Origin of the sequence: Chryseobacterium sp. c4a (genome assembly GCF_009900745.1) — a bacterium.
GTDB lineage: Bacteria > Bacteroidota > Bacteroidia > Flavobacteriales > Weeksellaceae > Chryseobacterium.
Genome location: NZ_WXVU01000015.1, coordinates 24,534 through 49,235, shown reverse-complemented (window position 1 = coordinate 49,235; position 24,702 = coordinate 24,534). Strand labels below are relative to the sequence as shown.

The window sequence follows — 24,702 nt, the reverse complement described above, 5'->3', positions numbered from 1 at the left end:
GGCTTTTATTTTATAGAGTTTTACTGTTATCTCCTGGTGTATAATCCATGAAAATATCTCCATCTAATTGTACCGATTTTACTCTTTTCTTAATAGGAATCACCAGATCTGTTAGTTTCTGATCCTTTTCCCACACAGATGGTGAAAAGTGTAATTTTTCTGTAGTCCCGTCTTCATAAGATAATATAGCATCAAACGGAATGGCAAACCCGCCTACATTAGCAACATTCACGGTAAGCAAATCATTCATTTGAGAAGCTCCGGCAACTTTTAAATCAATATAATTATTGGTATAAAACCAGTTTTGGAAGAACCAATTCAGGTTTTTTCCTGAACCTGTACTCATAGAATTAAAATAGTCCCATGGAACCGGGTGCTTCCCGTTCCAGTTATCCATATAATGGTGTAATGCTTTTTTAAACTGCTCGTCTCCCAGATAATCTTTTAGTGCCAGATAAGATAGAGAAGATTTTACGTATGAATTGTTTCCATATCCTGAGCCACTCACTTGTGTACTCATCGTAATGATTGGCTGATCCTGTTCTGCAGACGGATCATTGATCCATCTTTTTACACGGAAGTTTTTATAAAAATCTTTCGCTTTTTCTTCACCATTCTCATCAATTCCGATTAAATACTCCAGCGTAGTTGCCCATCCTTCATCCATAAAGGCATATCTTGTTTCATTAATTCCCATATAGAAAGGGAAATAAGTATGTGCAATTTCATGATCTGCGGTAAGTCTGGCATCCTGAAGATCATCAGGAATACTTGTATCATTAATCATCATTGGGTATTCCATGTCAGCATACCCCTGAATGGCTGTCATTACATTATAAGGATATTCTACTCCCGGCCAGTTTTTAGAAAACCAATCCAGATTGTAACGCATCCAATCTACATAATGTTCAAAATCTTTAGCTCCCGCTTTATATCCTGCCTGAACGCTTGCTCTTTTGGTTTTCAACTGAACACTTGCTGCATCCCATACATAATGATTACTCAAAGCAAAACAAAAGTCTGTTATATGATTGGCTTTAAACTTCCAGACGTTCCATTTGTTCTGCTGGGTTACTTTTCCGGACTTCATTTCCTGCTCAGTAGCAATATGCATCAGCTTATCACTTTTCAATGAAGCTTTATACCTTTTCAAATATTCAGGCTGAAGAACGGATTCAGGATTTAGAAAATCTCCGGTTGCCCACACTACATAATTTTTCGGTGCAGTGATGGCAAAACTATAGTCATTAAAATCATTATAAAATTCCTGTCTGTCGGAATGCGGAAGCATATCCCATCCATTATAATCATCATATACGGAAATTCTAGGGAAAGAATAGGCTACATAGAATGTTTCCGGATCAATCTGCCCTTCTCTCCCACTCTGTACAGAAAGTGGATATTCCCATTCTATTTTAACTTCAGCTTTTGATTTTGATTTTAAAGCTGACTTTAATTTTACTTTTTCAACAGTTCCCCAATCATCACTATTGATGTCATACTTTTCACCGTTTACAATAAATGATTTAATTCTAAGCCCTGTGGATAGGAAATCTTTGGAAACTGTTCCTGATCTTGGAGATTGTGGCTTGTGCAGGTTATTCACAAATCTGATAGCCAATTCATTCAGATTGTCCGGACTGTTATTAGTATAAACAATTGTTTCTTTTCCGGAAACGATCTTCGTATTGGCATCTACTTTTACATCAACATTGTAAGTTCCTTTATTCTGCCAGTAGTTTTTGCCAGGTGCCCCTGAAATATCACGGGTTCCTTTCTCATAAGCTCTTTTAATATTTCTCGGCATATACAATTCCTGAGCGGAAAGCTGCAACAAAGAAACAACCACCAGCATTCCGGAAAAAATTCTCTTCATAATGATCTCTTTTTAAGATAAGTATCAAAAATAGCGAAAATGTAACACCAAGTGAGAATTTCTTTTGTAATAATGTTTTATGATAATTGACTTTTTATTTAAAACATTCTAAAGCCTATCTTGTTCCGATGTTTTTCTGATTGTTTTTGCATTCTTTACAGCCTGGTTTCCAAAGTTGAATTTAAGTGATAATGTAACCCCTTGGCTATCCGTATAATCCAGGAAATAATTATCCTGATTGGCATATTTTGTAACTACTTTCTGCCCCATTGTTCTAAAGATATCATTGACAAAGAAAGAGGCTTCCAGCTTTTTATTAAAGAACTTCCGATTCATGACAAAATAAGCATTCCAGGTAGCAGAAATTCTGAAAGGCCCCTGAACCCCCGGCGAATAATAACGATGCCCCATCTCTATTTTCCAGTCACTGGTTTTATCTAATGTAAAGCTTGTAGAAATATTGGACATCCAATTCCAAACTTTATTCTTATGTAATATACCATCCACCCCATTGAAATAATTTTCGTTGTGCTCCAGATTTTCAGAGACTACTACATTCCACCAGGGTTTTATCTGGATATTTTTGTACAAACTTAATCCAAACGCCTGCCCTTTTTCAATATTGGTAAAATGATACACTACATTATTGGTTTCCGGAACCTGATAGGAGATTTCCATAGACGGATGTAGTTCTTTACGGTAATACAGATCAAGATGCCAATCTTTCCAGGAATATGAAAGGTTGAGATTATGGATAATAGTTGCCTTTAATTGTGGATCTCCCTGAAAATAAGAGAATAGATTATAATAAGATTTTGCCGGATTCAGCCATGAATAAGTAGGTCTGCTGATCCTTTTACCATAGGAAAACCCAAACTCATGCTTATTTTCAGTTGTATATTGTGCATAAAAAGTAGGAAAGAAGCTCCAGTAGTTGCTTTTATTTCGTTCATAAGGCTCAGAAACGACTCCTTCAAGATCTGTCATTTCCGCACGAAGCCCACCTTTAAAATTCCACTTTCCTATATTGTATGCCAGTGAAGAGTATAAGGCAAAATTATATTCTTTATAATCAAAGACACTGCTTTTTTCAGGTCTGTATTCTATAGATCCATTTTCATTATCAGAGAAATCAAGTGTACTGTTTGTTTTTACGAAGCTGTATTTGGCACCCGACTCCAGCTCCAGTTTTTCTCCTTTCCATTGATAATCCAACTGGGTGGAATATAATTGCACATCAGCTTTATTTTGAGTCATAAAGTTTTCCTCTCTTGGAGATTGACCGGCAAAATCTAAATGAGTTGCCACATTCTGATATTTTTTGGTATTGTTGCTGGTAAAATAATTAATCCATGATAGATTACTTTTTTTATTTAATTTTCGATCTATCTGAAAACTAACAGAATTATTGGAAGAACTTGCTTCATGATCGTTCAATGTTCTATAATGAGATTCTATGATTTCCTGACTGTTGTAAATTTCTGTAGGCACATCGTAGATTCCATAAGATTTTGGAGAAAAATACCCTGAATAGTTGAGGCTCAAACTGGTCAAACTGTCCAGTTCGTATTCCACATTAAAATTCAGAGTATTCTGGTTAGTGTTTTTATCCTTCCTATTCATTGTACTCACCCATCTGGTTTGGCTTTCGGGATAATGAACATAGTCAAATCCTTCACGGAGATAAGTCCCCATCCCTTTATAATAGCTTGCCATAACGGAGAGCTTATCCTTCTTATAATATTGAGACAGTCCGAAAACTGCCTTTGCATATTGCGTTTGAATATATTTTGAAGACAAAATTCCACGATAGCCTTCAATTTTGTTCTTTTTCATGACAATATTGAGCACCGCACTTCCTGAAGCTTCATATTTTGCAGGTGGATTGGTAATTACTTCTACAGATTTCACCTCATCTCCCTGTGTATTTTCCAAGAGATTTTTAAGTTCATCTCCTGTCAGCATTACTTTTTTATCATTAATTGTCACTAAAATTCCAGTACTGCCTTTTACTGTAAGAACATTGTTATTTACCGCAACATTCGGAGTGTTCTTTAAAATTTCCCATGCATTGAGTGATGAAATATTGCTATTCTCAACATTAAATTCAAGGCGGTCAACTTTTCTTTTGATCAATGGCTTTCGTTTAGTCATCACCACGCCTTCTATTTCTTTTGCCTCCTTTCTAAGAATAATTTGCAAAGCTTCAGATTTTTCCAAATCTAGATTCTTTTCAAATAAAGAGTATCCATTGTTTTTAATTACCAGCTTAACATTTTGTTCTTTAACACCTTCCAGAATAAAACCTCCGTTACCATCGGTTTTTAACTCTTTAATGAACTCATTTCTGGAATTGTAAAGGATCACATTCACAGCTGGGAGTTTTTCATTTTCGGTATTCATTACCGTTCCTGCAATTTTTTGTTTTTGAGCCATCATCATCATTGGAAAGCACAGAAAAAGAAAAGTTTTATTCATGGTCATATTTTTGAGAATGATATCATATCACCTCTTGTTTTACACTACAAAAATCTATATTGAACAGGAGAAATTCGGTTAATAGAAGGTTAATGATGGGTTAACGTCTTTTTAGCCTTAAAAATGAAAAGCCTGAATTTTTTGATTCAGGCTTTTAAAATGGATTTAAACTATATTTTACGGATAAGGAATGGCTTTATCCAATTCTATCGGGTTATAATACTTTTTTATATTCATCTGGGTTTGTTTGGTGAGACCGGCAAATTCTTCTTTACTCTTAATTTGCCTCCCTTCAATCCGTACATCCCAGCCGGGCTGAAATTCTGTTCTCATTCTAGCATAGGGATCATTATAAAATTCAAGATTAAGTTTCACCCATTTCTTATAATCAATAGTAATAGGATCTAGTGAATAATGTTTTTCAAGAAAGCTTTTTGTATCATAGGTTTTGGGAAGGTTAATATTTCTGGAGAAGGAATAAACATAATCTTTCTTATCATCTTCCACATACAGAACCAGGCCTGGTAACCCTCTGAATTTATAAGGTCCTTCAGGAATATTAATATCTGAAGTAAACCATGCCGTCCAATTTCTTCCCCCAAATCTTGCTGTCGCCTTCTGTAAACTATAATTATTGATTTTTTTAGTATCCGTCTCTATTTTCCACTGAATATTGTCTTCTGTTTCAAAAACATAATAATAAGGCATCATTTGAATCTGAAAGTAATTTTTATTTGTATTTGTATTTTTTTTTCGAATAATTGTCTGCTCAGATTGACTGGTATGCTGAGAGGACATGCCACCATGAAGAATATTAAGAGAATCGTTGACCAGAAATTCAAATTCATAGAATTTCACTTCTTCCGGATTAATATCCAGTACCATTTCTTCTTTCTCATATGCTGCATCATTAGCATCTGATCTGTATTGAAGTTCGTAAATGAACCGATGCGTCTGTGCGTTCATTATAATTGCCACCAACAGCATAAAAGAGATAATTAGTTTCTTCATAATATTGTATTTGTATGCTAAAATTAAAAAAAATATTATCAATCGTAAGATTGGTTAATGAAAGGTTAATGATAAAAATACTGTTTCAGGAAAATGTTAAAACTCTATCTTTGTTTTGATGATATCCAAGAATAAAAATCTGATTTATATTTTTGCCACGCTATTCCTTTTTTTGCTGGGCATTCAAGTATATTTTATATATCAGACGTATCAGGTTAAAGAAAGGGAAATATATAGATCTATAGACCAGAACATTTCAGTTTATACTGATCAAGTAGTCAACAATCATTCTTCTGGTGATAAGAAAAGTGATTCCCTGAAAAAAATTATTACTCAATATTATCACAAAAAGCTCAACAAACAGGATTTTTTAAGATATCTGGTTGATAACAAAAAGAATTCCAGTAAGAATTTAACAAACTACATTCATGATCGATACAAAAAAAACGGATATATCATCTGTGTAAGAATTCAATATAGTGTCATCCAACATCTTCCTGACAGCACCAAGCTAATACAGCATCCCGTTACCATTTATGAAACAAAAGATAAGGTAAAAAAACCACGAATTACCAGCATTGGGACATGGCGAACGTCTTCTATCCAAGAAACCACAGGAAAGGAGACCGTTAGTGATATAGATTCATTTCATGTTGAGACCAAAACGGAAATTGAAATTGAAAATATACAAAGTCTCGTTTTCAGAGGAATTATTGTTTTAATTATCTGCTGTATCAGCTTACTTGCCAGTGTTCTTTTGTTATACATTCTCACTGTCAAAAACCTCATCAAGCAGCAAAAACAGGTAGAAGTCCTCCACACTGTTGTGGATAACATTTCACATGAGTTTAAAACCCCTATAGCGACATTAAAAATAGCTTCCAAAACGTTAAAAAAAGGCTGGAATCCGGATACTCTTCCACTTATTGACCGACAGATTACCAGACTGGAAAGCCTTATGCTACAGCTTCATAAAGATGAAACACCGGATGAAATAATTGCAATACAACCTGAAAACTGGGACTTTTTTATTCAGGATCTGGCCTTTACCTATCCGAAAATAGATTTTAAATTTGAAAATAAAGTCTCCACACAGCTTCCTTTTGATAAAAACTTCATGGAAACAGTGGTAAAGAACCTTTGTGAAAATAGTATCAAATATGGAGCTTCCATGGTGAAAATCAATACCAATACTTCTTCTCAACATTTGAAAATTGAAGTTTCCGACAATGGGCAAGGGATGGAAAGTAAAGAACTGAAAAATATTTTTGAAAAATTCTACAGAATACAGTCGAATAATATTCATAATAGTAAAGGACTTGGGCTTGGACTTTACTTCGTGAAGGAAATCATTACCTCTTATCACGGTAAGATTGATGTGTCCAGCCAGCCCGGCGTTGGAAGTACTTTTAAAATAACCATTCCTTATGAAAACTAAAATCTTATTGGCAGAAGACGATTCTGATTTCGGAACAATACTTAAACAATATCTTGAACTGGAAGACTTTGATGTTAGCTGGTTTCAGAATCCTGAGGATATCATTCCCCTTCTCACCAATGATTTTCCTTTTCAGATGGGCATTCTGGATGTTATGATGCCTAATATCGATGGGTTTTCACTGGCAAAAATAATATTAAAAGAAAAGAACAACTTTCCGCTTTTATTTCTCACTGCAAAGAATCAAAAAATTGATCGTTTAACCGGGTTAAAAATAGGAGCTGATGATTATATTGCCAAACCTTGTGATCCTGAAGAACTGGTATTGAGGATCAGAAATATTTTGAAAAGAATTTCACCTCCTGCTGTAGAATCCCAGGTGAAGATTGGTGAATACTCTTTGGACACTCAAAAACTCCTTCTTTCCCACCCTAGCGGAAATGCGCGAATGACCGTTCGAGAGCAAGAACTTCTGTTGTATCTTCTAAAGCATAATCACTCTACGATCACAAGAAATAATATCCTGGACAATCTATGGGAAACCAACGATTATTTTACAGGAAGAAGCCTTGATGTATTTATCAGCAGACTGCGAAAGTATTTCAGTAATGATCCCAATGTAAAAATCCAATCCCTCAGAGGAATTGGATTTGAAATTGATTTTCCCACTATCTAATTTTAAAAGGAAAGCTTCACCATAACCGGAAAATGATCCGACGGATAAAGAAGGTTCTCCCTTCTGTCATTGATATGACGGTGAGATCTTATCTTAAAGCCTTTTGTAAAAATATAATCTATTCTTTCTTTGGGTACTTCATTAACATTAAAGGCGGTAAAGGTTCCAACAGGCCCATAATGTTTGGTCTCCGAATGATTAAAGGTATCATTCATATTTTTTGAAAGTATTTTAACTGGTTCTGTATCATCAGTAAGATTAAAATCTCCGCTTACTGTTACCGGCAAATTTCCAGGATTAAGCTCTTTAATCTTTTTCAGAATGAGCTCGGATGATTTTACTCTGGCTACATTTCCAACATGATCAAAGTGAAGGTTCATAGCCAGAAATTCCTTTTTTGAGCTTTTATCTTTGAAGATGGCATACGTACAGATTCTGTTCAAGGCCGCATCCCATCCCTTTGAAGGTTTCTCAGGGGTTTCAGACAACCAGAACGTTCCTGATTTTGCGACTTCCAATCTTTGGGTATCATAAAAAATAGCAGAAAATTCTCCTTTTTCTTTCCCATCATCTCTTCCTACTCCAATATAATTGTAATTCTTCAAACCATTTTTAATATCCTTCATCTGTTCAGGAAGTGCTTCCTGAACTCCGAAATAATCAGGGTGATAATAAGCTAATAAATCTGTAACCTCCTGTTTTCTCTCAGGCCATGCATTTTCCTTATCAGAAGCAACATTCAATCTGATATTAAAACTCATTACGGTAAGGTCTTGTGAAAATCCCAATGCAAAAAGCATAAGAAACATCATTGAAAATCTGAAACTCTTCATATATTTTATCAATTTGGGACAAAAATAAGACTTCTCCGGATCAGAGAAGCCTTATGTATATCATGATAATGTTAAATTATCTCCTGTATTCAAAAAGCAAAAGTTATTCTTTATTGAATGTATGTTCTCTTCCAACATCTTCAAGAGTCATCGTCTTTTTATCTTTACTGAAAATAATGGTAACGTTTGCCTGTTCAAAAATGAATTTATTATCACCCAGGTATTCCAAAGGAAATTCTGTCTGGCCAGCAGGTTTTCCATAAAGTTGGCCATCTTTTTCGATAAATGTAATTTTAAATTGGGATTCTTTAGATCCATAAGTTCCCATAAAATCTTTTGGATTGATCTTATCAATAGGTTTTGCATCTGAAGGTCCCCAACTATTATTTTTTGGATTAACATCAGGAACCATAGAATTCGGATCCACTTTTACCTCAGCAATTTCTTTATTGGAATCTACTTTGAATTTCCATTCTTTATTTCTCTTCCAAACCTCTACAGGAATCTTTACATTTTGTACTGTTCCATCTTTGAATTTTAGCTCAACAGTTGTAGGCATTGGTAGCTGGCCAATATTTTCAACGGTGATCTGGGCTCCACTTTTAAAGTCTCCATTCACATATTTTACATCCTTAACTGCCTGATCAATTTTCCATTTATTAAAAAACCATCCTCTCCAGAACCAATTTAATTCTTCACCGGAAACATTTTCCATCGTATGGAAGAAATCCCATGGGGTAGGATGTTTGAAAGCCCAACGATCAATATAGGTTCTGAATGCTTTATCAAATTTTTCAGGCCCAAGGATGGTTTCCCTTAAAATAGATAAACCCATGCCCGGCTTATAGTAAGCCAATGCTCCAATACTCATTTCTTTCATATTGTCTGGCCCTACCATAATGGGCTCTAAGTTATCACTCATTAGAAAGCTTCCAGACTTTGCTATATCTTTTTTTCTGTAGTATTCCCCTTTATTGAATGCCTCAGTTGATAATCCATTGATAAAAGTATTAAACCCTTCATCCATCCAAGCAAATAGTCTTTCATTAGAACCTACAATCATAGGAAACCAATTGTGCCCAAATTCATGATCTGTAACTCCCCAAAGACTTGCTCCTTTTGAATCCATATGACAGAAAACAATTCCCGGATATTCCATTCCGCCTTCATTTCCCGCTACATTGGTTGCTGCCGGATAAGTATATCCATACCATTTATTTGAATAATGTTCAATGGCAGCTTTCGTATATTCTGTAGATCTTCCCCATGCTTTATCACCAGCACTTTCAACCGGATAAGCAGAAATAGCCAATGATTTTTTGCCATTGGGAAGATTAATTTTTGCAGCATCCAAAATAAACCCTTCAGATGAAGCCCAGGCAAAATCCCTTGCCTGTAGAATTTTAAACTTCCAGGTCTTTGTTCCTGTTGCCTTATTTTTTCCGATTTCAGCTTCAGGACGAATCATTACGGTTTTATCACTATTTCTAGCTTGATTCCATCGGCTGATTTCTTCTTTACTATATACTTCTTTTTCATTTAACAATTCTCCGGATGCTACCACATAATGATTGGCAGGTACAGTAATATTAGCCGTAATATTTCCATATTCTAAATAGAATTCCGAAGCTCCCAGGTATGGTAAAGTATTCCAGCCTAATACATCATCATACACACACATTCTCGGATACCATTGTGCCATGGTAAATATTTTACCATTCTTAGTATTCTGTATTCCCATTCTGTCTGAGCCATATTCAGGAGAAATAAAAGAATAATTGATGGTAATTTTGGCAACTCCACCTTTCGCTTTTAATTCTTTAGGCAGATCAATCTGCATCCTTGAATCTGTAATCGTATATTTAACTTCCTGCCCATCAAGTTTTACAGATTTAATAGTATAGCCTCCTTCAAAAGCTTCTCCATGGGCTCCGTTTCTACTTCCAGATAAAGGTACTACAGCATTCCCTCGGGAATCTTTTGCAAATAAATTCTGATCAAGCTGTAGCCAAAGGAAGTTTAATTGATCTGGGCTATTATTTGTGTAAGTGATTTCGGCAGTTCCTGAAATCTCTTTTTTATCTTCATTCAGGCTTACATTTAAATGGTAATCTGCTGAATTCTGCCAATAGGCATGTCCCGGTTGTCCACTTGCAGAGCGGGTTTCCGTACCAGTCTGAGGGTAGAAAAATGGTTTAAATGCTTCTACATAATCATATTTTGGAGTCTCCTGCGCGTATACAGATCCCGTAAAAAGAAATACTGCAACGGCTGAAACAAGTATTGGAAATTTATACTTCATTTGAAAAAGGTTTATATATAGGTAAAAAAAACTCCCGGAATTGTTACAAATCCGGGAGCTTTTTATATAAAAAAATTAATTAATTAATTAATTCGACTTTTTAGCTTTAATCATCGCTTCTAAAGCATCCCACATTTCACTTGGAATCGCTTCAAGCATATTGAATTCTCCTGCTCCTTGAAGCCATTCTCCGCCATCAATGGTTACAACCTCTCCATTCATATAAGCAGAATAATCTGAAACAAGATAAGCTGCAAGGTTAGCCAGCTCCTGATGTTCTCCTACTCTTCTCAACGGAACTTTTTTCTTCATATCAAATTTTTCCTGTAAATCTCCTGGAAGAAGTCTATCCCAAGCCCCTTTAGTAGGGAAAGGGCCAGGTGCAATGGCATTGAAACGAATTCCATATTTTGCCCATTCTACAGCCAATGATCTGGTCATTGCCAACACTCCTGCTTTGGCACAAGCAGATGGTACAACATAGGCAGAACCTGTCCATGCATAAGTGGTAACAATATTCAGAACAGTTCCGGGAGTTTTAGAATCTATCCAGTGCTTTCCTACAGAAAGTGTACAATTTTTGGTACCTTTTAAAACAATATCTAAAATGGAATCAAAAGCAGAATGAGTTAGCTTTTCTGTTGGTGAGATAAAGTTTCCAGCAGCATTGTTAAGAAGAATATCAATCTTTCCAAATTCCTTAAGAGTTGCCTCTTTCATCGCTTCCACCTCATCCCAGTTTCTTACATCACAAGCTACACAAAGAACTTTTCCACCGGTTTCGGCTTCCAGTTCCTTTGCTGTGGTTTCTAATTTCTCCAGATTTCTGGAAGTGATTACCACATTGGCTCCCAGCTCAAGAAAATATTTGGTCATCGCTTTTCCAAGACCGCTTCCCCCTCCGGTTACAATCGCTACTTTATCTTTTAGTGCACCTTCGCGCAACATAGGTTGTGTATACATACTCATAATTTAATGATTTTAATAAATATAATATAGATTCTGCAGGCGACAAAAGATTCCTGGAGAAAATTAATGATACTTTGTATGTAAATTTAATATAATTATTCTTCCTGTCACTTTTTTAAATTATGCAGGAGATAGTAATAAAATAAAAGCCGTTTTACTTTCTGTAAAACGGCTTTTATCGAATATTGAAATATGAGTTATGAAGCAACTGTTCCTTTGAAAGAAAGGGTTTTAGGTGTCTTACTTTCGCTGGTTGTAACGTTCACCGTTTTCATGAATGGGCCAGCCGCTGCAGCATTATAGCTTGCTTCTACAAAACCTTTTTTACCTGGCTGAATAGGAGTTTTAGTATAATCTGCTGTTGTGCAACCACATGAAGGAGCTACATTTTGTATAATGATTGGTTTTGAACTTGTATTGGTAAATTCAAATCTGATAATTTTTGGTTTTCCCTGAGGAATATTTCCTACATCTATAGATTCTGACTTCCATTTGATACCATCAGCAACCATTTTTACAATTGAAGAACCTTCTACTGAGAATACATTAGCATAGAATGGAGAGAAAGCTAGAACTGCTAAAACTGCTGTAATTTTTAATTTTTTCATGAGTATAAATTTTTATAGTTAGATATCATAAATACATTTGTATTTTCCCTTATGATATAGCAAATGTAAAGCAGATAAGCTATATAACTTGTTAACCGTTATCAAACATTTGTTAACGAGTTGTTAATGATAAAAGATTAATAGATATTTTTGGATAATATTGCCTTATAAAATGAAAATCAAAAGACTCAATATCATTATAACGCTGGGGTTTATCGCTATTATCGGTATTTTAATAGCTCAGTTGATCTGGGCTCGCCAGGCTTATAATCTTGAAGATAAGAAATTCAATCAAAAGGTAAATATTGCGTTGATGGAAGTAGCGGAAAAATTATCCGGCGGAAAAAGTTCTTTTACCGAAAGCCCTGTTCAAAATATTGCCAATGATTATTATGTAGTTAATATCAACAATGAGTTTCATCCTGTAGTGCTTGAGTATTATCTGAAAACAGAATTCACCCGTCTTCAGATCAATACTGATTATGTATATGCCCTATACAACTGTCACAGCGATAAAATGATTTATGGAAAGTATATGACTACCCATCAGGAACAGCCCAGTAATAAGGTAATCAACTTTCCGAAGCATAAAAACCTCATCTATTATTTTTCTATCCGGTTTCCTGATAAAGCAACTTATCTGATCAGTTCGTTACGATTTTGGTACTTGCTTACATTTGCCCTGATTATTATTCTTCTTGTATATGTATATTCTATCTATACGATCATTCAGCAGAAAAAATTCTCGGAACTACAGCGTGATTTCATTAATAATATGACCCACGAGTTTAAAACACCTTTATCTTCGATCCTTTTGGCATCAGAAGCGCTCAATAAGCAAGACATGGTGAAGGAAAATACTAAACTGCAAACTTATACGTCTATCATTATCAATCAAAGCTACAAACTTAACAGCCACATTGAAAAAATATTAAATCTTGCCCGAAATGATGCTTCAGGAATGTCATTAAAGCTTCAGAAAATTATATTGCTTCCATTTATTCAGGATATTGCTGATGCTATACAACAAAAAGACGAAGGTCTCACAATTCATATAGAAATTGACAGCAGCACTTCAATCATGGCTGATGAATTTCATTTTACCAACATTATTTACAATATTTTAGATAATTCTATTAAATATTGTGAGGTGAAACCTACAATTGTGATTTCATCTTATAAAGATTCAAAAGGAGTATATTTAAAGTTTAAAGACAATGGAATAGGAATTCCGTCTAAAAATATTTCTCATATTTTTGAGAAGTTTTACAGAGTAAATACAAAAAGAAGTGAAGAGGTGAACGGTTTTGGATTAGGGTTGTTTTATGTAAAAAAAATTGTGCAGGAACATAACTGGAAAATTTCAGTTGAGAATAATGCTGACAAAGGAATTACCACTACTCTATTTTTCCCGTTTTAATTTGAATAAGTACTTATGGAGAAATCTAAAATTTTATATGCTGAAGATGACGAAACGATTGCTTTCCTGATACAGGACAGCCTGGAAACATATTATGACATCAGCTGCTATTCTGATGGAAAATCTGCTCTTGAAGCCTTTAGCGACCAAAGTTTTGATATCTGCCTGCTGGATATTATGATGCCAGAACTGAACGGCTTTGAAGTGGCGGAACAGATTCGCCATAAAAACGCTGATATTCCCATCATTTTTATTTCAGCAAAAGCATTAAAAGAAGACCGTATCAAAGGACTTAAGATAGGAGCTGATGATTATCTGGTAAAACCTTTCAGTATAGAAGAACTCATTCTGAAAATTGAAGTTTTTCTGAAACGTTCGAAAAAAACCAACATATATTCTTCAAATTATAAAGTTGGGAAATATGACTTTGATCCTAAAAATTACACTTTACAGGATACAGTGAATACTATTAGTCTTACCCAAAGAGAATCTGAACTGCTTCTCTATTTTATCCGAAACAAGAACACCGTTCTAAAAAGGCAGGATATTCTGAAAGCAATTTGGGGAGATGATGATTACTTTATGGGGCGAAGTCTGGATGTATTTATTTCCAGATTGCGCAAAGTATTGGCCGATGAACAGGATATTCTGATCGAAAACCTTCATGGAATAGGTTTCCGTTTTTCTGAAAAAATCCAATATTAAACAAATTTCTTTCACAACAACACAGTAAATGATGATTTTAATTAATTTTAATCTTTGAAAACTTATCAATTAATGAAAAATCACAGAACCTCTGTTTTTCTTTTTCTTTTATTTTCCAGCTTATACTGTAAAGCTCAAAAATTTGAAAAATTGTACCAATATGTAAATCCACTGATTGGTACTGAAAAAATGGGACATACTTTTCCCGGCGCTACCGTTCCTTTTGGAGCCGTACAGCTAAGCCCTGAAACGGATACAATATCTTATGAACTTAACGGAAAATATAATGGTGAAGTTTATAAATATTGTGCCGGATATCGATATGAAGACAAAACCATCACAGGCTTCAGTTCTACTCACTTCAGCGGTACTGGGCATTCTGATCTTGGAGATTTTCTGATCATGCCAACTGTAGGTAAACTTCAGCTTAATCCGGGAACAGCAAACAACCCTGAAAGCGGATACAGAAGCCGATTTTCTCATCAGAACGAAAAAGCCGAAGCCGGATATTATCAGGTAAAACTTGACGACCATAATATTTTAGCAGAATTAACAGCTACTTCAAGAGTGGGTGTTCATCGATATACTTTCCCTAAATCTGATCAATCCCATATCATCTTGGATCTGATGGCAGGAATCTACAACTATGATGGAAAAAATGTCTGGACTTATGCCCGTGTAGAAAATGGGAATACAATTACAGGTTACAGGCAAACCAATGGCTGGGCAAGAACAAGAACGGTTTATTTTGCTATGAAGTTTTCAAAACCATTTAAGTCATACGGTCAGAAAAACTATGATGAAAAGCAGGTATACAAAGGTTTCTGGCGAAAGTTTGATCAAACAAAAAATTTCCCCGAGATCGCCGGAAAGAACCTGAAAATGTACTTTGATTTTGATACTAATGAAAATGAAGCTATTGAGATAAAGTTTGCTATTTCTCCGGTAAGTCAGGCCAACGCTCTGGAAAACCTTGAAAAGGAAACCGGAAACTTATCTTTTGATCAGGTCAAAGCAAAAGCTCAGGAAACATGGAACCAAGAGCTGAATAAAATTGTCATCAAAGGTTCTGATTCCCAAAAGACCAATTTCTACACTGCCATGTATCACACTTTTATCAACCCTACCACTTATATGGATATCAATGGGGAATATAAAGGATTAGATCAAAATATACATAAAGCTGAGGGTTTCACCAATTACACAACATTCTCTCTATGGGATACCTATCGGGCACTCCATCCATTCTTTAATATTATTCAGCCTAAGCGAAACAATGATATGGTGCGATCTATGATGGCACATTATAATCAGTTTTCAATGAAAATGCTCCCTATCTGGTCACATTATGCCAATGACAACTGGTGTATGAGCGGCTATCACAGTGTAAGTGTTGTAGCAGATGCCATCATTAAAGGAAATTATAATGGTGATCCAAGAGAAGCTTTGAAAGCCTGTGTAGCTACAGCCAACAAAAGAGATTATGAAGGAATCGGACAATATATCGATTTAGGGTATATCCCTGCCGAAAAAAACGGAACTTCAGTTTCAAATACCTTGGAATATGCATATGACGATTGGGCTATTGCTCAACTTGCCAAACACCTTGGTGAAACCGAAATTTATAATCAATTCATCAAACGTTCTGAAAACTGGAAGAATAATTTTGATAAAACTATAGGGTTCATGCGCCCACGTCTAGCTGATGGAAGTTTCAAAAAAGATTTTGATGTATTAAGTACACACGGGCAAGGTTTTATTGAAGGAAACTCATGGAACTATAGCTTTTTTGTTCCTCAAAACCCAGATGAGCTGATAACGATGATGGGTGGGAAAAAGAAATTTGCATCAAAACTTGACGAACTATTCACGATGCATTTACCTGATGCATTTTTCGCTGACACTGAAGACATTACCCGAGAAGGGATTATTGGGGGTTATGTTCATGGTAATGAGCCAGCACATCATGTTGCTTACTTTTATAATTGGGCAGGGCAACCGTGGAAAACCCAGTCACAAATCCGTCACATTCTTGAGATGCAGTACAAAGCAACACCGGATGGACTAGGTGGGAATGATGACACCGGACAAATGAGTGCTTGGTATATTTTAAGTTCATTAGGCTTTTATCCTGTAGCTCCGGGTTCTGAAGACTATTCAATCGGAAGCCCTGCAATTGATCATGCTATTTTGAATTTAGAAAATGGAAAAACTTTTGAGATTGAAGCGATCAATCAAAGTCCGCAAAATGTATATGTTCAAAAAATGCTCTTAAATGGAAAAGAGATCAAGAATTTTACCTTGAAGCATTCTGAAATTATGAAGGGTGGAAAACTTACTTTTTATATGGGAAGTAAGGCCAAAAAGTAAAGTTATAAACGAATGAAAAGGATGAAGTGACATTCTTAGAAAATAAAAAAGCGGTACCATACCGCTTTTTTATTTATTATTTTGAACATTTTTCGTTAAACATCTTGGTTCCCTGAGTCTGTTCCAATTCTTTTAATCTTTTTAATGCTACACATGCTACATTTGTATTATTCTGTGCCAGTGAAATTGAGACGACATTGTATAATGATTCTATATTGGTATTGTCGTCTTCATGAGCTTTATTGAAAAAGTAAATTGCATTATCGTACTTTTGGCTGTTAGCAGCCTTTAATCCTTTATTAAAGTTTTCTCTGGAAACACTCCTATCCTTTATATTGACTATAATCTCATTACTGGTATTTTCTCGACGAGAAATTTTATTATGAAAACCTAAACTACCGGAGCCATCTTTTATCTCACTCTTAATAGTATAGGGAACGATGATCTTTTCAAAGTTTTCATAACCTGTTAAATCCCATAGCTTATAATTTTTCTGTATGGTAACCTTAAATAAATCGATACTTTTTTGGTTGTCAGTATTCTGTTTTTGATTATCTGTTTTTACTGCAATTTCTTGTTTTCTGGGAAAAATGATAATTTCTCCATCCACATTAAAATTGTGCTTATATCTTTTTTGCGAGTAAATTTCCATCAGTTCAGTAACGATCCCTTTGGTGAATGTTGGCGTAATATTTCGGGAAGTAATTACGATGGAATCACCTGTTGCCTTATCGGTAAAGTTTTTCACAAGAATAGCAGTTTTTACAAACTTCATCTTTCTTATTTGGTCAGGAAAATCTACTCCATCTATTTTCTGTATCACTATTAATGAATCTGATGTTAGTGTTTCAATCTCATAGTTAGATTTGTCTGATAACTTCATCAAGTTTTTTTCAATTTTGAAATCATTACATTTCGTTCTTTCTATCGCCCAAGGATCAATTTGTTCACATATAGTATTTCCTTTAATCTTCCATACCAAAAATCCGTATGATTGCGGTGATAAATCTCTGCTGCCATCAAGCATAATGGTCTTCACACGTGTCCATGATGTGTTAGACAATAACTGCGTATTAACTTGTGAATTGAATTGTAACGAAATAGACAGGAATAGAATTAATAAAAATTTGTACATAGAAATTAGCTATTATTTTTTCGGTATAAAGCTACATAAATTAACAGATAATAAAAGAATGATAACCATCAACCTTAAAAAAAACGCTGACTAAAACCAATGGCTCTTTTTAAAATTAAAAAAAGCGGACTAAAGCCCGCTTTTTAAATGATCATCATCTCCGATATTTTACAGAGCTGATTATCATTTTGTCTTTCTGTTTCAATTACTTCACTTCAAAAAGCAATCTCTCCCCAAATTTCTCCTCAGCAATTTTCCCATTATCATAAACTAAATGTCCATTAACAAAAGTGTGAGTAACTTTAGAGTGGAAGTTCATTCCTTCCAGTGGACTCCAGCCGCATTTGTAGAGTAAGTTATCTTTGGATACCGTCCAATCTGCATTTAAATCTACCAAAACAAGATCCGCTTTATAACCCTCCTTTACAAACCCTCTTTTTTCCACTCTGAAAAGGATTGCCGGATTATGGCTCATTTTTTCAACAATCTTTTCTAAAGAGATTTTTCCATTTTTATAATTTTCCAACATCACAACTAATGAGTGTTGTACTAATGGTGCTCCTGACGGACATTTTGTATACACATTATTCTTTTCTTCTGCAGTATGAGGAGCATGGTCTGTTGCTATAACATCAATTCTGTCATCCAACAAAGCTTCCCAAAGAGCATCTTTGTCCTTTTGTGTTTTTACAGCAGGATTCCATTTGATTAAGTTTCCTTTTGTCTCATAATCCTCATTGGTAAAAGTAAGGTGATGAACACATACTTCAGCTGTAATCTTTTTATCTTGTAGTGGAATATCATTTCTGAAAAGCTCCATTTCCTTAGCCGTTGAAAGGTGAAAAACGTGAAGTCTTGCCCCTGTTTTTTGAGCCAGTTCAATGGCTTTTGAAGAAGATTTATAACAAGCTTCTTCACTTCTGATTAAGTGGTGAAACTTCACCGGAATGTCCTCACCATATTCATCTACATACTTTTGGGTATTGGCTCTGATCGTCGCTTCATCTTCACAATGAACAGCAATCAGCATTTTTGTATTGCTGAAAATATTCTCCAGGGTTTCAGGATTGTCTACCAACATATTTCCTGTAGATGATCCCAGAAATAATTTAATCCCCGGAACATTTCTAGGATTTGTTTTTAAAACTTCTTCAAGATTATCATTCGTTCCGCCCATCATAAAGCCATAGTTAGCATAAGCTTTTTGAGAAGCATTTGTATATTTATCCGCTAACAATTCCTGAGTAACAGCATTCGGAACAGTATTGGGCTGATCAATGAAACTAGTCACCCCACCAGCAATCGCTGATCTTGATTCTGTTTCGATGTCTCCCTTATGAGTAAGCCCCGGATCACGGAAATGCACCTGATCATCAATCACTCCCGGAAGAAGATACTTTCCGGAACCATCAATTACTTGATCTGCATCTTCAGAAATACCAGACGCTATTTTTGAAATTAAATCATTTTCTATTAAAATATCACTTTCAACGATCTTCCCTTCGTTGACAATATTTACATTTTTGATTAAGGTCTTCATTTTACTTTTTTAGAAATTAGATTAGAAATTAGAGGTTATAAAAGGTTTGTGTTACAATTAGAGCTTATCATCAATACAATCTCGGTTTATAACATCTTGCTTTCAACTTCTATAAAAAGCAAAATTAAGGTTTATGAATGAATTTTAATATCACCCATAACAAATCAATTTCTAAATATTTACATTTGCATAAAATTTTTCGAATTGTATAAGAAATTATTAGGGCAAACAATTATTTATGGAGTAGGTGCTATCGCTCCAAGAATTATTTTATTTATCCTGAATCCACTTTTGATTTATAAAATCCCCAATGAAGGTTTTGCTATTTTCACACAGCTTTATGCGTGGATTTCATTTGTCAACATTATCCTTTCATTTGGTTTTGAGACTGCCTATTTTCGATTTTCAGCGGAAGATGACAATGAGAAGAAGACCTTTAATACTTCATTCTGGTTTTTATTTTCAACGTCTACACTCTTCCTTGCATTATGCTATTTTTTCAATCAGCCTATTGCTGATTATGTAGGCTACCATGATAATCCCCAATACATTAAGTGGTTTGCTTTAATTGCATTTTTCGATAATTTATTGGTCATTCCTTTTGCCTGGCTGCGTTTTCATAACAAACCGATCAAATATTCAGCAGTAAGAGTTTTCCAATCTATATTTCAGGCAGTTTTTACAGCCGCACTATTCTTTTGGATTCCGGAAAACATCTCAAAAAGCTTTGGTTTAAACCAAAATGTAGATTATCCTTTCTTTAGTAATCTGGCAGGAAGTGCCTTAGGCTTCTTATTACTACTGCCGATAATCCTAAAGGTAAGATTCCAATTTGTTACCTCATTATTTAAAAGAATGATTAAATATTCTTTCCCATTGATGCTAGCGGGTCTTGCTTTTATGGTGAACGAAAATTTCGACAAATCAATTCAAAGAAATCATATTTCAGATGAACAAGCCGGAGCTTATGGAGGTTGTTATAAACTAGCGGTATTGATGACCTTATTTGTAACCGCTTACCGAATGGGAATTGAACCGTTCTTCTTTAAACAAATGGATAAAGGGGATGCTAAGAAAACGTATGCTAAAGTAGCAGAATACTTCGCTTTTTTCGCATGTGCCGTTGCCTTGGGAATCATTGCTAATATTTCCTGGTTGAAACATGTTTTCATCCCTAATAAATCCTATTGGATTGCCATAGACATTATTCCGATTATTGTAGTTGCCAACCTTTGTTTCGGAATCTATTATAACTTCTCCACCTGGTATAAAGTAACCGACAGAACCAGCGTTGGAACTGCAATCTCATGGATTGGAGCCGGTATTAATATTGCTTTGAACTATTTAGCACTTTCTTATTACCACAGTATGATTGGTTCTGCATGGGCAACATTCGGAGCGTACATCATCATGATGATCATCTCCTATCTGCTAGGACAAAAATACTATCCAATCCCTTATAGAATGAAGAAAATGTCTTTCTTCTTACTATTACTTGGAGTTTTCAGTTTTATTATTGTAAAATACCTTGATTATAATATTTTAACAAGCAATTTATTATTCTTAATTTTCCTTGGAATTTTAATCTATTCTGAAAAAGATATGATTTTATCAAGAATCAGGAAAAATTAAACTTTGGTCTCTCTTTTGATAACCATTAAACTTAAAAACTAAACAAAGTGACTAAACATGATAAGTCTTACGTTTTAAAAGCGTTTTGATTATTATCTTTAGCTAAAAATACACTACTTTTTTTAACAAAAAACATCGTTAAATCATCTATGAAAATTATAGTTCCTATGGCTGGACGTGGTTCCAGATTACGTCCACATACACTAACTGTTCCAAAACCACTTATTCCTATCGGTGGTAAACCTATCGTACAAAGATTGGTGGAAGATATTGCTAAAGTTGCAGGGGAAGAAATTGAAGAGGTCGCTTTTATTATCGGAGATTTTGGTTCTGAAATCGAAAAATCACTTCTTCAGATTGCTGAAAAGCTAGGAGCAAAAGGAAGCCTATATTATCAAAATGACCCTCTTGGAACAGCTCATGCTATCAAATGCGCAGAACAATCAATGACAGGCGATGTTGTAATTGCTTTTGCTGATACTCTTTTCCGTGCAGATTTCCAATTGGATAAAAATTCTGATGGGGTAATCTGGGTAAAAAGTGTTGAAGATCCATCAGCATTTGGAGTTGTAAAACTGGATAACTATGGTTTCATTACCGATTTCGTAGAAAAGCCACAAACCTTCGTATCAGACCTTGCTATCATAGGAATCTACTATTTCAACAGTGCTGAAAAGCTAATGGATGAAATAAACTATATCATGGATAATGATATTAAAAATGGAGGTGAATATCAGCTTACGATGGCCTTGGAAAATCTTAGAGCTAAAGGAGCTAAGTTTACACTTGGAAAAGTAAATGACTGGATGGATTGTGGTAACAAAAATGCTACGGTAGAAACCAACAGTAAAATCCTAGAATATGAGAGAGAAGAAATGAGCCATTATCCTGCTTCCGCAGTCATTGAAAACTCATTGATTATTCCTCCATGTTTTATTGGCGAAAATGTAAAAATTTCCAATTCTAAAGTAGGCCCTGGAGTTTCATTAGGAAATAACACAACGATTGTGAACTCTAACATTGAAAACTCTCTGATTCAGGAAAACACAAAAATCAACCACGGAAACCTTTCCAACTCAATGATTGGTAATTCTGCTCAGTATGTTGGAGTAGCAAGAGAAATTTCTTTGGGAGATTATTCCGTTTTAGATTTTCTTTCTAAATAAATAAGATTATAAATTCTTTATTTTAAATAAGATAAACCCAGCCACACAAAATGTTTTGTGTGGTTTGGCGTTAATATTGCACCGTATTTTTTTAATTGAAAAAGATAAATACATGAAAAATTGGATCCCGCTTCTTTTATTGCTTCTTGCTTTATCATCTTGTAAAACCCGTAATGCTGTAAAAAATGGTACAGGTACCACTCAAGATAGTATTAAAACATCAGAAGATAACAGAAACCCAAAAGACGTAAACCAACCGGTAAGAGACAAGCTTACTTTTTACGAACATGTATTGCTTCCACCAAAATTCGATCAGATCAAGATTGATAGTAAAGTCCGTGTAGAAACAGGAAGTTTTATTCCTACACTAGATGCTACTATTTATATTGAAAACGACAAGAAAGTTTGGATGAACCTTAGAGCGCTTCTATTTAATGTAGCTAGAGGTATTGCCACTCCCGATGGGATACAAGGACAGGATAAAACCAGTAAAACCTATATTGATTCTGATTTCGATTATCTTAATAATCTTTTGAATGTTAATTTTATTGATTATAAAGCCCTAGAAAAAATTCTATTGGGAAGAACTTTTGTGAAAATTAGTGATTCACAATTTTCTCTTACTCAAAATGCACAAGGATATAAAATGGTTTCTAATGTAAACCAGAAAATTGTAACCGATCAAAAAACAAGAGAATATAAAATTGCCTTACAATACGATACCAATTACGACTTATTAAGTGTCAACTTAAAAGATGTTTTATCTCCTGACGAGCTGGAAATATCGTACAGCGACTGGAATGAATTCAATGGAATTCGCCTCCCACAAAATGTTAAAATAATTATAAAAGGCTCAAAATCTAGTCAAATTTTACTGGAAAATACGAAATTTGACTTTTCGAGGATGGAAACACCTTATTCTGTACCATCCAGTTATAAGAAAATTGAGATTAAATGATTAAAAAATTTAGCTTTTTAATAGGTGTTCTTATGTTTGGACTGCACCAAGGACAGCAGAAAAAAGAACAGCTGCAGAAGCAGAATGCCGAACTTAAAAAACAAATTGCACAAATAAATACAGATTTAGCTAAAACAAGAAGCGAATCTAAACTTTCTATAGCCTACCTTACCAGCGTTAATCAAAAGTTAGTATTAAGAGAAAAAGTCTACAATAACACTCAAAAAGAAAAGAGATTTATTGAAGATGATATCTATTTGAAACAGCTTGAAATCAACCGTCAAAATAAGGAATTAGCAGTTCTAAGAAAGAACTATGCTGAAGTTTTGGTGAATGCTTACAAAAACAAAGGGGTACAGAATAAAGTAACCTTCATTCTTTCGGCTAAAAATATGGGTGAAGCTATCCGAAGAGTACAATATTTAAAACAGTATTCGGATTACCAGGATAAAAAAGCTGCTGAAATTACTGATGCTGCCAATCAGATCAAAAAAACCATTTCGCAAAGACAAAACTCTGTAAAAGAAAAAGAAAACCTTCTGGTAAACCAACAGAAGGACTTAGCTACGATTAATGCGGAAAGAGCTCAAAAAGAACAATTGGTAGCTGATTTTAAAAAGAACGAGTCAAAACTTACTGCAGAGCTAAAACAAAAACAGGTTCAATCTAAAGCTCTTGAAGGACAGATCAGAGCGATTATTGCTGAAGAAATCAGAATCGCAAAAGCTGAAGAAGAAGCGAGAAGAAAAGCAGAAGCCGAAAAAATACGTTTAGCAAAACTAGCTGCTGAAAGAGAAAAAGCAAGAATTGAAGCAGAAGCCAAAGCAAGAGCGGAAGCTTTAGAAAGAGAAAGAAGAATTGCTGAAGCTGAAGCTAAAAAAGCAGCAGAATTAGCAGCAAAAAGAGCTGAAGAAGAAAGAAAACGTAATGAAGAAGCAGCAAGAGCAGAAGCTAACGCAAGAGATGAAGCAAGAAAAGTAGCCGCTAAAAAAGCATCTGATGAAGCAGCAGCCAATGCAAAAGCAGCAGCCGATAAATTAGCCGCAGCCAGAGCCGCAGAAGCAGCTTTAACTAAGAGAAAAGAAGAGGAGAAAAAAGCGGCAGAATCTAAGGCAATGACAAACTATGGAGTGACAACCTCTACAGGAAGCAGTTTTGCAGACAACAGAGGAAGATTAGGATATCCTGCTGATAGAGCCGGACAGATCACTCACCGTTTTGGAAGACAGCCACACCCTGTTTTCAAAAATATTACAGAAGAAAATAATGGTATCAAAATTTCCGTACCATCAGGTACCCGTGCAAAATCTGTATATCCAGGATCTGTATCTTCAGTACTGGCCAACAATGATGGGACAAAAACCGTAATCATTAAACATGGAAGCTACTTTACCATTTATTCCAACTTAGGAAGTGTGAGTGTTTCCAAAGGACAACAGGTTTCTGCTGGAACACCTGTAGGATCAGTGGCTCAGGATTTTGATGGTGCTTATACCCTTGATTTCCAAGTATGGAACGGAAGTACACCAGTTGATCCATTAGGTTGGATTTCATATTAAAAAAAGTGTAACTTTGCAAAAATTTT

The 24,702-nt window shown here is 34.9% G+C and carries 18 protein-coding genes; 9 read left to right on the top strand and 9 right to left on the bottom strand.

Annotated elements, in window-relative coordinates; all coding sequences use genetic code 11:
• Nucleotides 1-10: 10 nt before the first annotated feature.
• The 3 genes from GTR01_RS17975 to GTR01_RS17965 form a co-directional block, all read right to left on the bottom strand.
• Complete coding sequence (locus GTR01_RS17975; protein WP_160139148.1) at nucleotides 11-1,876, bottom strand: M1 family metallopeptidase; 1,866 nt, start codon at nucleotides 1,874-1,876, stop codon at nucleotides 11-13.
• 108 nt (nucleotides 1,877-1,984) lie between these two features.
• Entirely contained in the window at nucleotides 1,985-4,354 is a 2,370-nt protein-coding gene (locus GTR01_RS17970; RefSeq protein WP_228452278.1) for an outer membrane beta-barrel family protein, read from the bottom strand.
• 177 nt (nucleotides 4,355-4,531) lie between these two features.
• Nucleotides 4,532-5,365 (bottom strand): GLPGLI family protein, encoded by an 834-nt coding sequence (locus GTR01_RS17965; RefSeq protein ID WP_160139147.1) that lies wholly within the window; start codon nucleotides 5,363-5,365, stop codon nucleotides 4,532-4,534.
• Between the two features lie 118 nt (nucleotides 5,366-5,483).
• Here GTR01_RS17965 and GTR01_RS17960 point away from each other — a divergent pair, with 118 nt between their 5' ends.
• Both GTR01_RS17960 and GTR01_RS17955 read left to right on the top strand, forming a co-directional pair.
• Complete coding sequence (locus GTR01_RS17960) at nucleotides 5,484-6,803, top strand: sensor histidine kinase (RefSeq protein ID WP_160139146.1); 1,320 nt, start codon at nucleotides 5,484-5,486, stop codon at nucleotides 6,801-6,803.
• The gene (locus tag GTR01_RS17955; protein WP_160139145.1) at nucleotides 6,793-7,479 is read left to right on the top strand and encodes a response regulator transcription factor; all 687 of its coding nucleotides are present in this window, start codon (nucleotides 6,793-6,795) and stop codon (nucleotides 7,477-7,479) included. The genes GTR01_RS17960 and GTR01_RS17955 overlap by 11 nt, the downstream gene beginning before the upstream one ends.
• 2 nt (nucleotides 7,480-7,481) lie before the next feature.
• Here GTR01_RS17955 and GTR01_RS17950 read toward each other — a convergent pair whose 3' ends face one another.
• The 4 genes from GTR01_RS17950 to GTR01_RS17935 all read right to left on the bottom strand — a co-directional run bounded on the left by GTR01_RS17950 (nucleotide 7,482) and on the right by GTR01_RS17935 (nucleotide 12,191).
• Entirely contained in the window at nucleotides 7,482-8,312 is an 831-nt protein-coding gene (locus tag GTR01_RS17950; protein ID WP_160139144.1) for an endonuclease/exonuclease/phosphatase family protein, read from the bottom strand.
• Between the two features lie 103 nt (nucleotides 8,313-8,415).
• Nucleotides 8,416-10,614, bottom strand: a complete 2,199-nt coding sequence (locus GTR01_RS17945; RefSeq protein ID WP_160139143.1) for a M1 family metallopeptidase — start codon at nucleotides 10,612-10,614, stop codon at nucleotides 8,416-8,418.
• An 87-nt stretch (nucleotides 10,615-10,701) separates the two neighbouring features.
• A complete protein-coding gene (locus tag GTR01_RS17940; protein WP_160139142.1) occupies nucleotides 10,702-11,583 on the bottom strand; it encodes an SDR family oxidoreductase in 882 nt (293 codons plus the stop codon).
• Nucleotides 11,584-11,780: 197 nt separating this feature from the next.
• A complete protein-coding gene (locus tag GTR01_RS17935; protein ID WP_160139141.1) occupies nucleotides 11,781-12,191 on the bottom strand; it encodes a DUF1573 domain-containing protein in 411 nt (136 codons plus the stop codon).
• A 172-nt stretch (nucleotides 12,192-12,363) separates the two neighbouring features.
• Between GTR01_RS17935 and GTR01_RS17930 the strand changes: the two genes are divergently transcribed.
• From GTR01_RS17930 to GTR01_RS17920, 3 genes are all read left to right on the top strand, one after another.
• A complete protein-coding gene (locus tag GTR01_RS17930; protein ID WP_160139140.1) occupies nucleotides 12,364-13,611 on the top strand; it encodes a sensor histidine kinase in 1,248 nt (415 codons plus the stop codon).
• Between the two features lie 15 nt (nucleotides 13,612-13,626).
• Nucleotides 13,627-14,316, top strand: a complete 690-nt coding sequence (locus GTR01_RS17925; protein WP_160139139.1) for a response regulator transcription factor — start codon at nucleotides 13,627-13,629, stop codon at nucleotides 14,314-14,316.
• A gap of 72 nt (nucleotides 14,317-14,388) precedes the next feature.
• Nucleotides 14,389-16,686, top strand: coding sequence for a GH92 family glycosyl hydrolase (locus GTR01_RS17920; RefSeq protein WP_160139138.1), 2,298 nt, complete (start codon nucleotides 14,389-14,391; stop codon nucleotides 16,684-16,686).
• Nucleotides 16,687-16,762: 76 nt separating this feature from the next.
• On the opposite strand, the gene GTR01_RS17915 is transcribed toward GTR01_RS17920, so the two are convergent.
• Together GTR01_RS17915 and GTR01_RS17910 are read right to left on the bottom strand one after the other, a co-directional pair.
• Entirely contained in the window at nucleotides 16,763-17,821 is a 1,059-nt protein-coding gene (locus GTR01_RS17915; protein WP_160139137.1) for a hypothetical protein, read from the bottom strand.
• A 205-nt stretch (nucleotides 17,822-18,026) separates the two neighbouring features.
• Complete coding sequence (locus GTR01_RS17910) at nucleotides 18,027-19,361, bottom strand: dihydroorotase (protein ID WP_160139136.1); 1,335 nt, start codon at nucleotides 19,359-19,361, stop codon at nucleotides 18,027-18,029.
• A 204-nt stretch (nucleotides 19,362-19,565) separates the two neighbouring features.
• Between GTR01_RS17910 and GTR01_RS17905 the strand changes: the two genes are divergently transcribed.
• The 4 genes from GTR01_RS17905 to GTR01_RS17890 all read left to right on the top strand — a co-directional run bounded on the left by GTR01_RS17905 (nucleotide 19,566) and on the right by GTR01_RS17890 (nucleotide 24,676).
• Nucleotides 19,566-20,993, top strand: coding sequence for a lipopolysaccharide biosynthesis protein (locus tag GTR01_RS17905; protein ID WP_160139135.1), 1,428 nt, complete (start codon nucleotides 19,566-19,568; stop codon nucleotides 20,991-20,993).
• A gap of 149 nt (nucleotides 20,994-21,142) precedes the next feature.
• A complete protein-coding gene (locus GTR01_RS17900; protein WP_160139134.1) occupies nucleotides 21,143-22,159 on the top strand; it encodes a sugar phosphate nucleotidyltransferase in 1,017 nt (338 codons plus the stop codon).
• A gap of 112 nt (nucleotides 22,160-22,271) precedes the next feature.
• The gene (locus tag GTR01_RS17895) at nucleotides 22,272-23,117 is read left to right on the top strand and encodes a DUF4292 domain-containing protein (RefSeq protein WP_160139133.1); all 846 of its coding nucleotides are present in this window, start codon (nucleotides 22,272-22,274) and stop codon (nucleotides 23,115-23,117) included.
• Complete coding sequence (locus GTR01_RS17890; protein ID WP_160139132.1) at nucleotides 23,114-24,676, top strand: peptidoglycan DD-metalloendopeptidase family protein; 1,563 nt, start codon at nucleotides 23,114-23,116, stop codon at nucleotides 24,674-24,676. The genes GTR01_RS17895 and GTR01_RS17890 overlap by 4 nt, the downstream gene beginning before the upstream one ends.
• Nucleotides 24,677-24,702 lie beyond the last annotated feature (26 nt).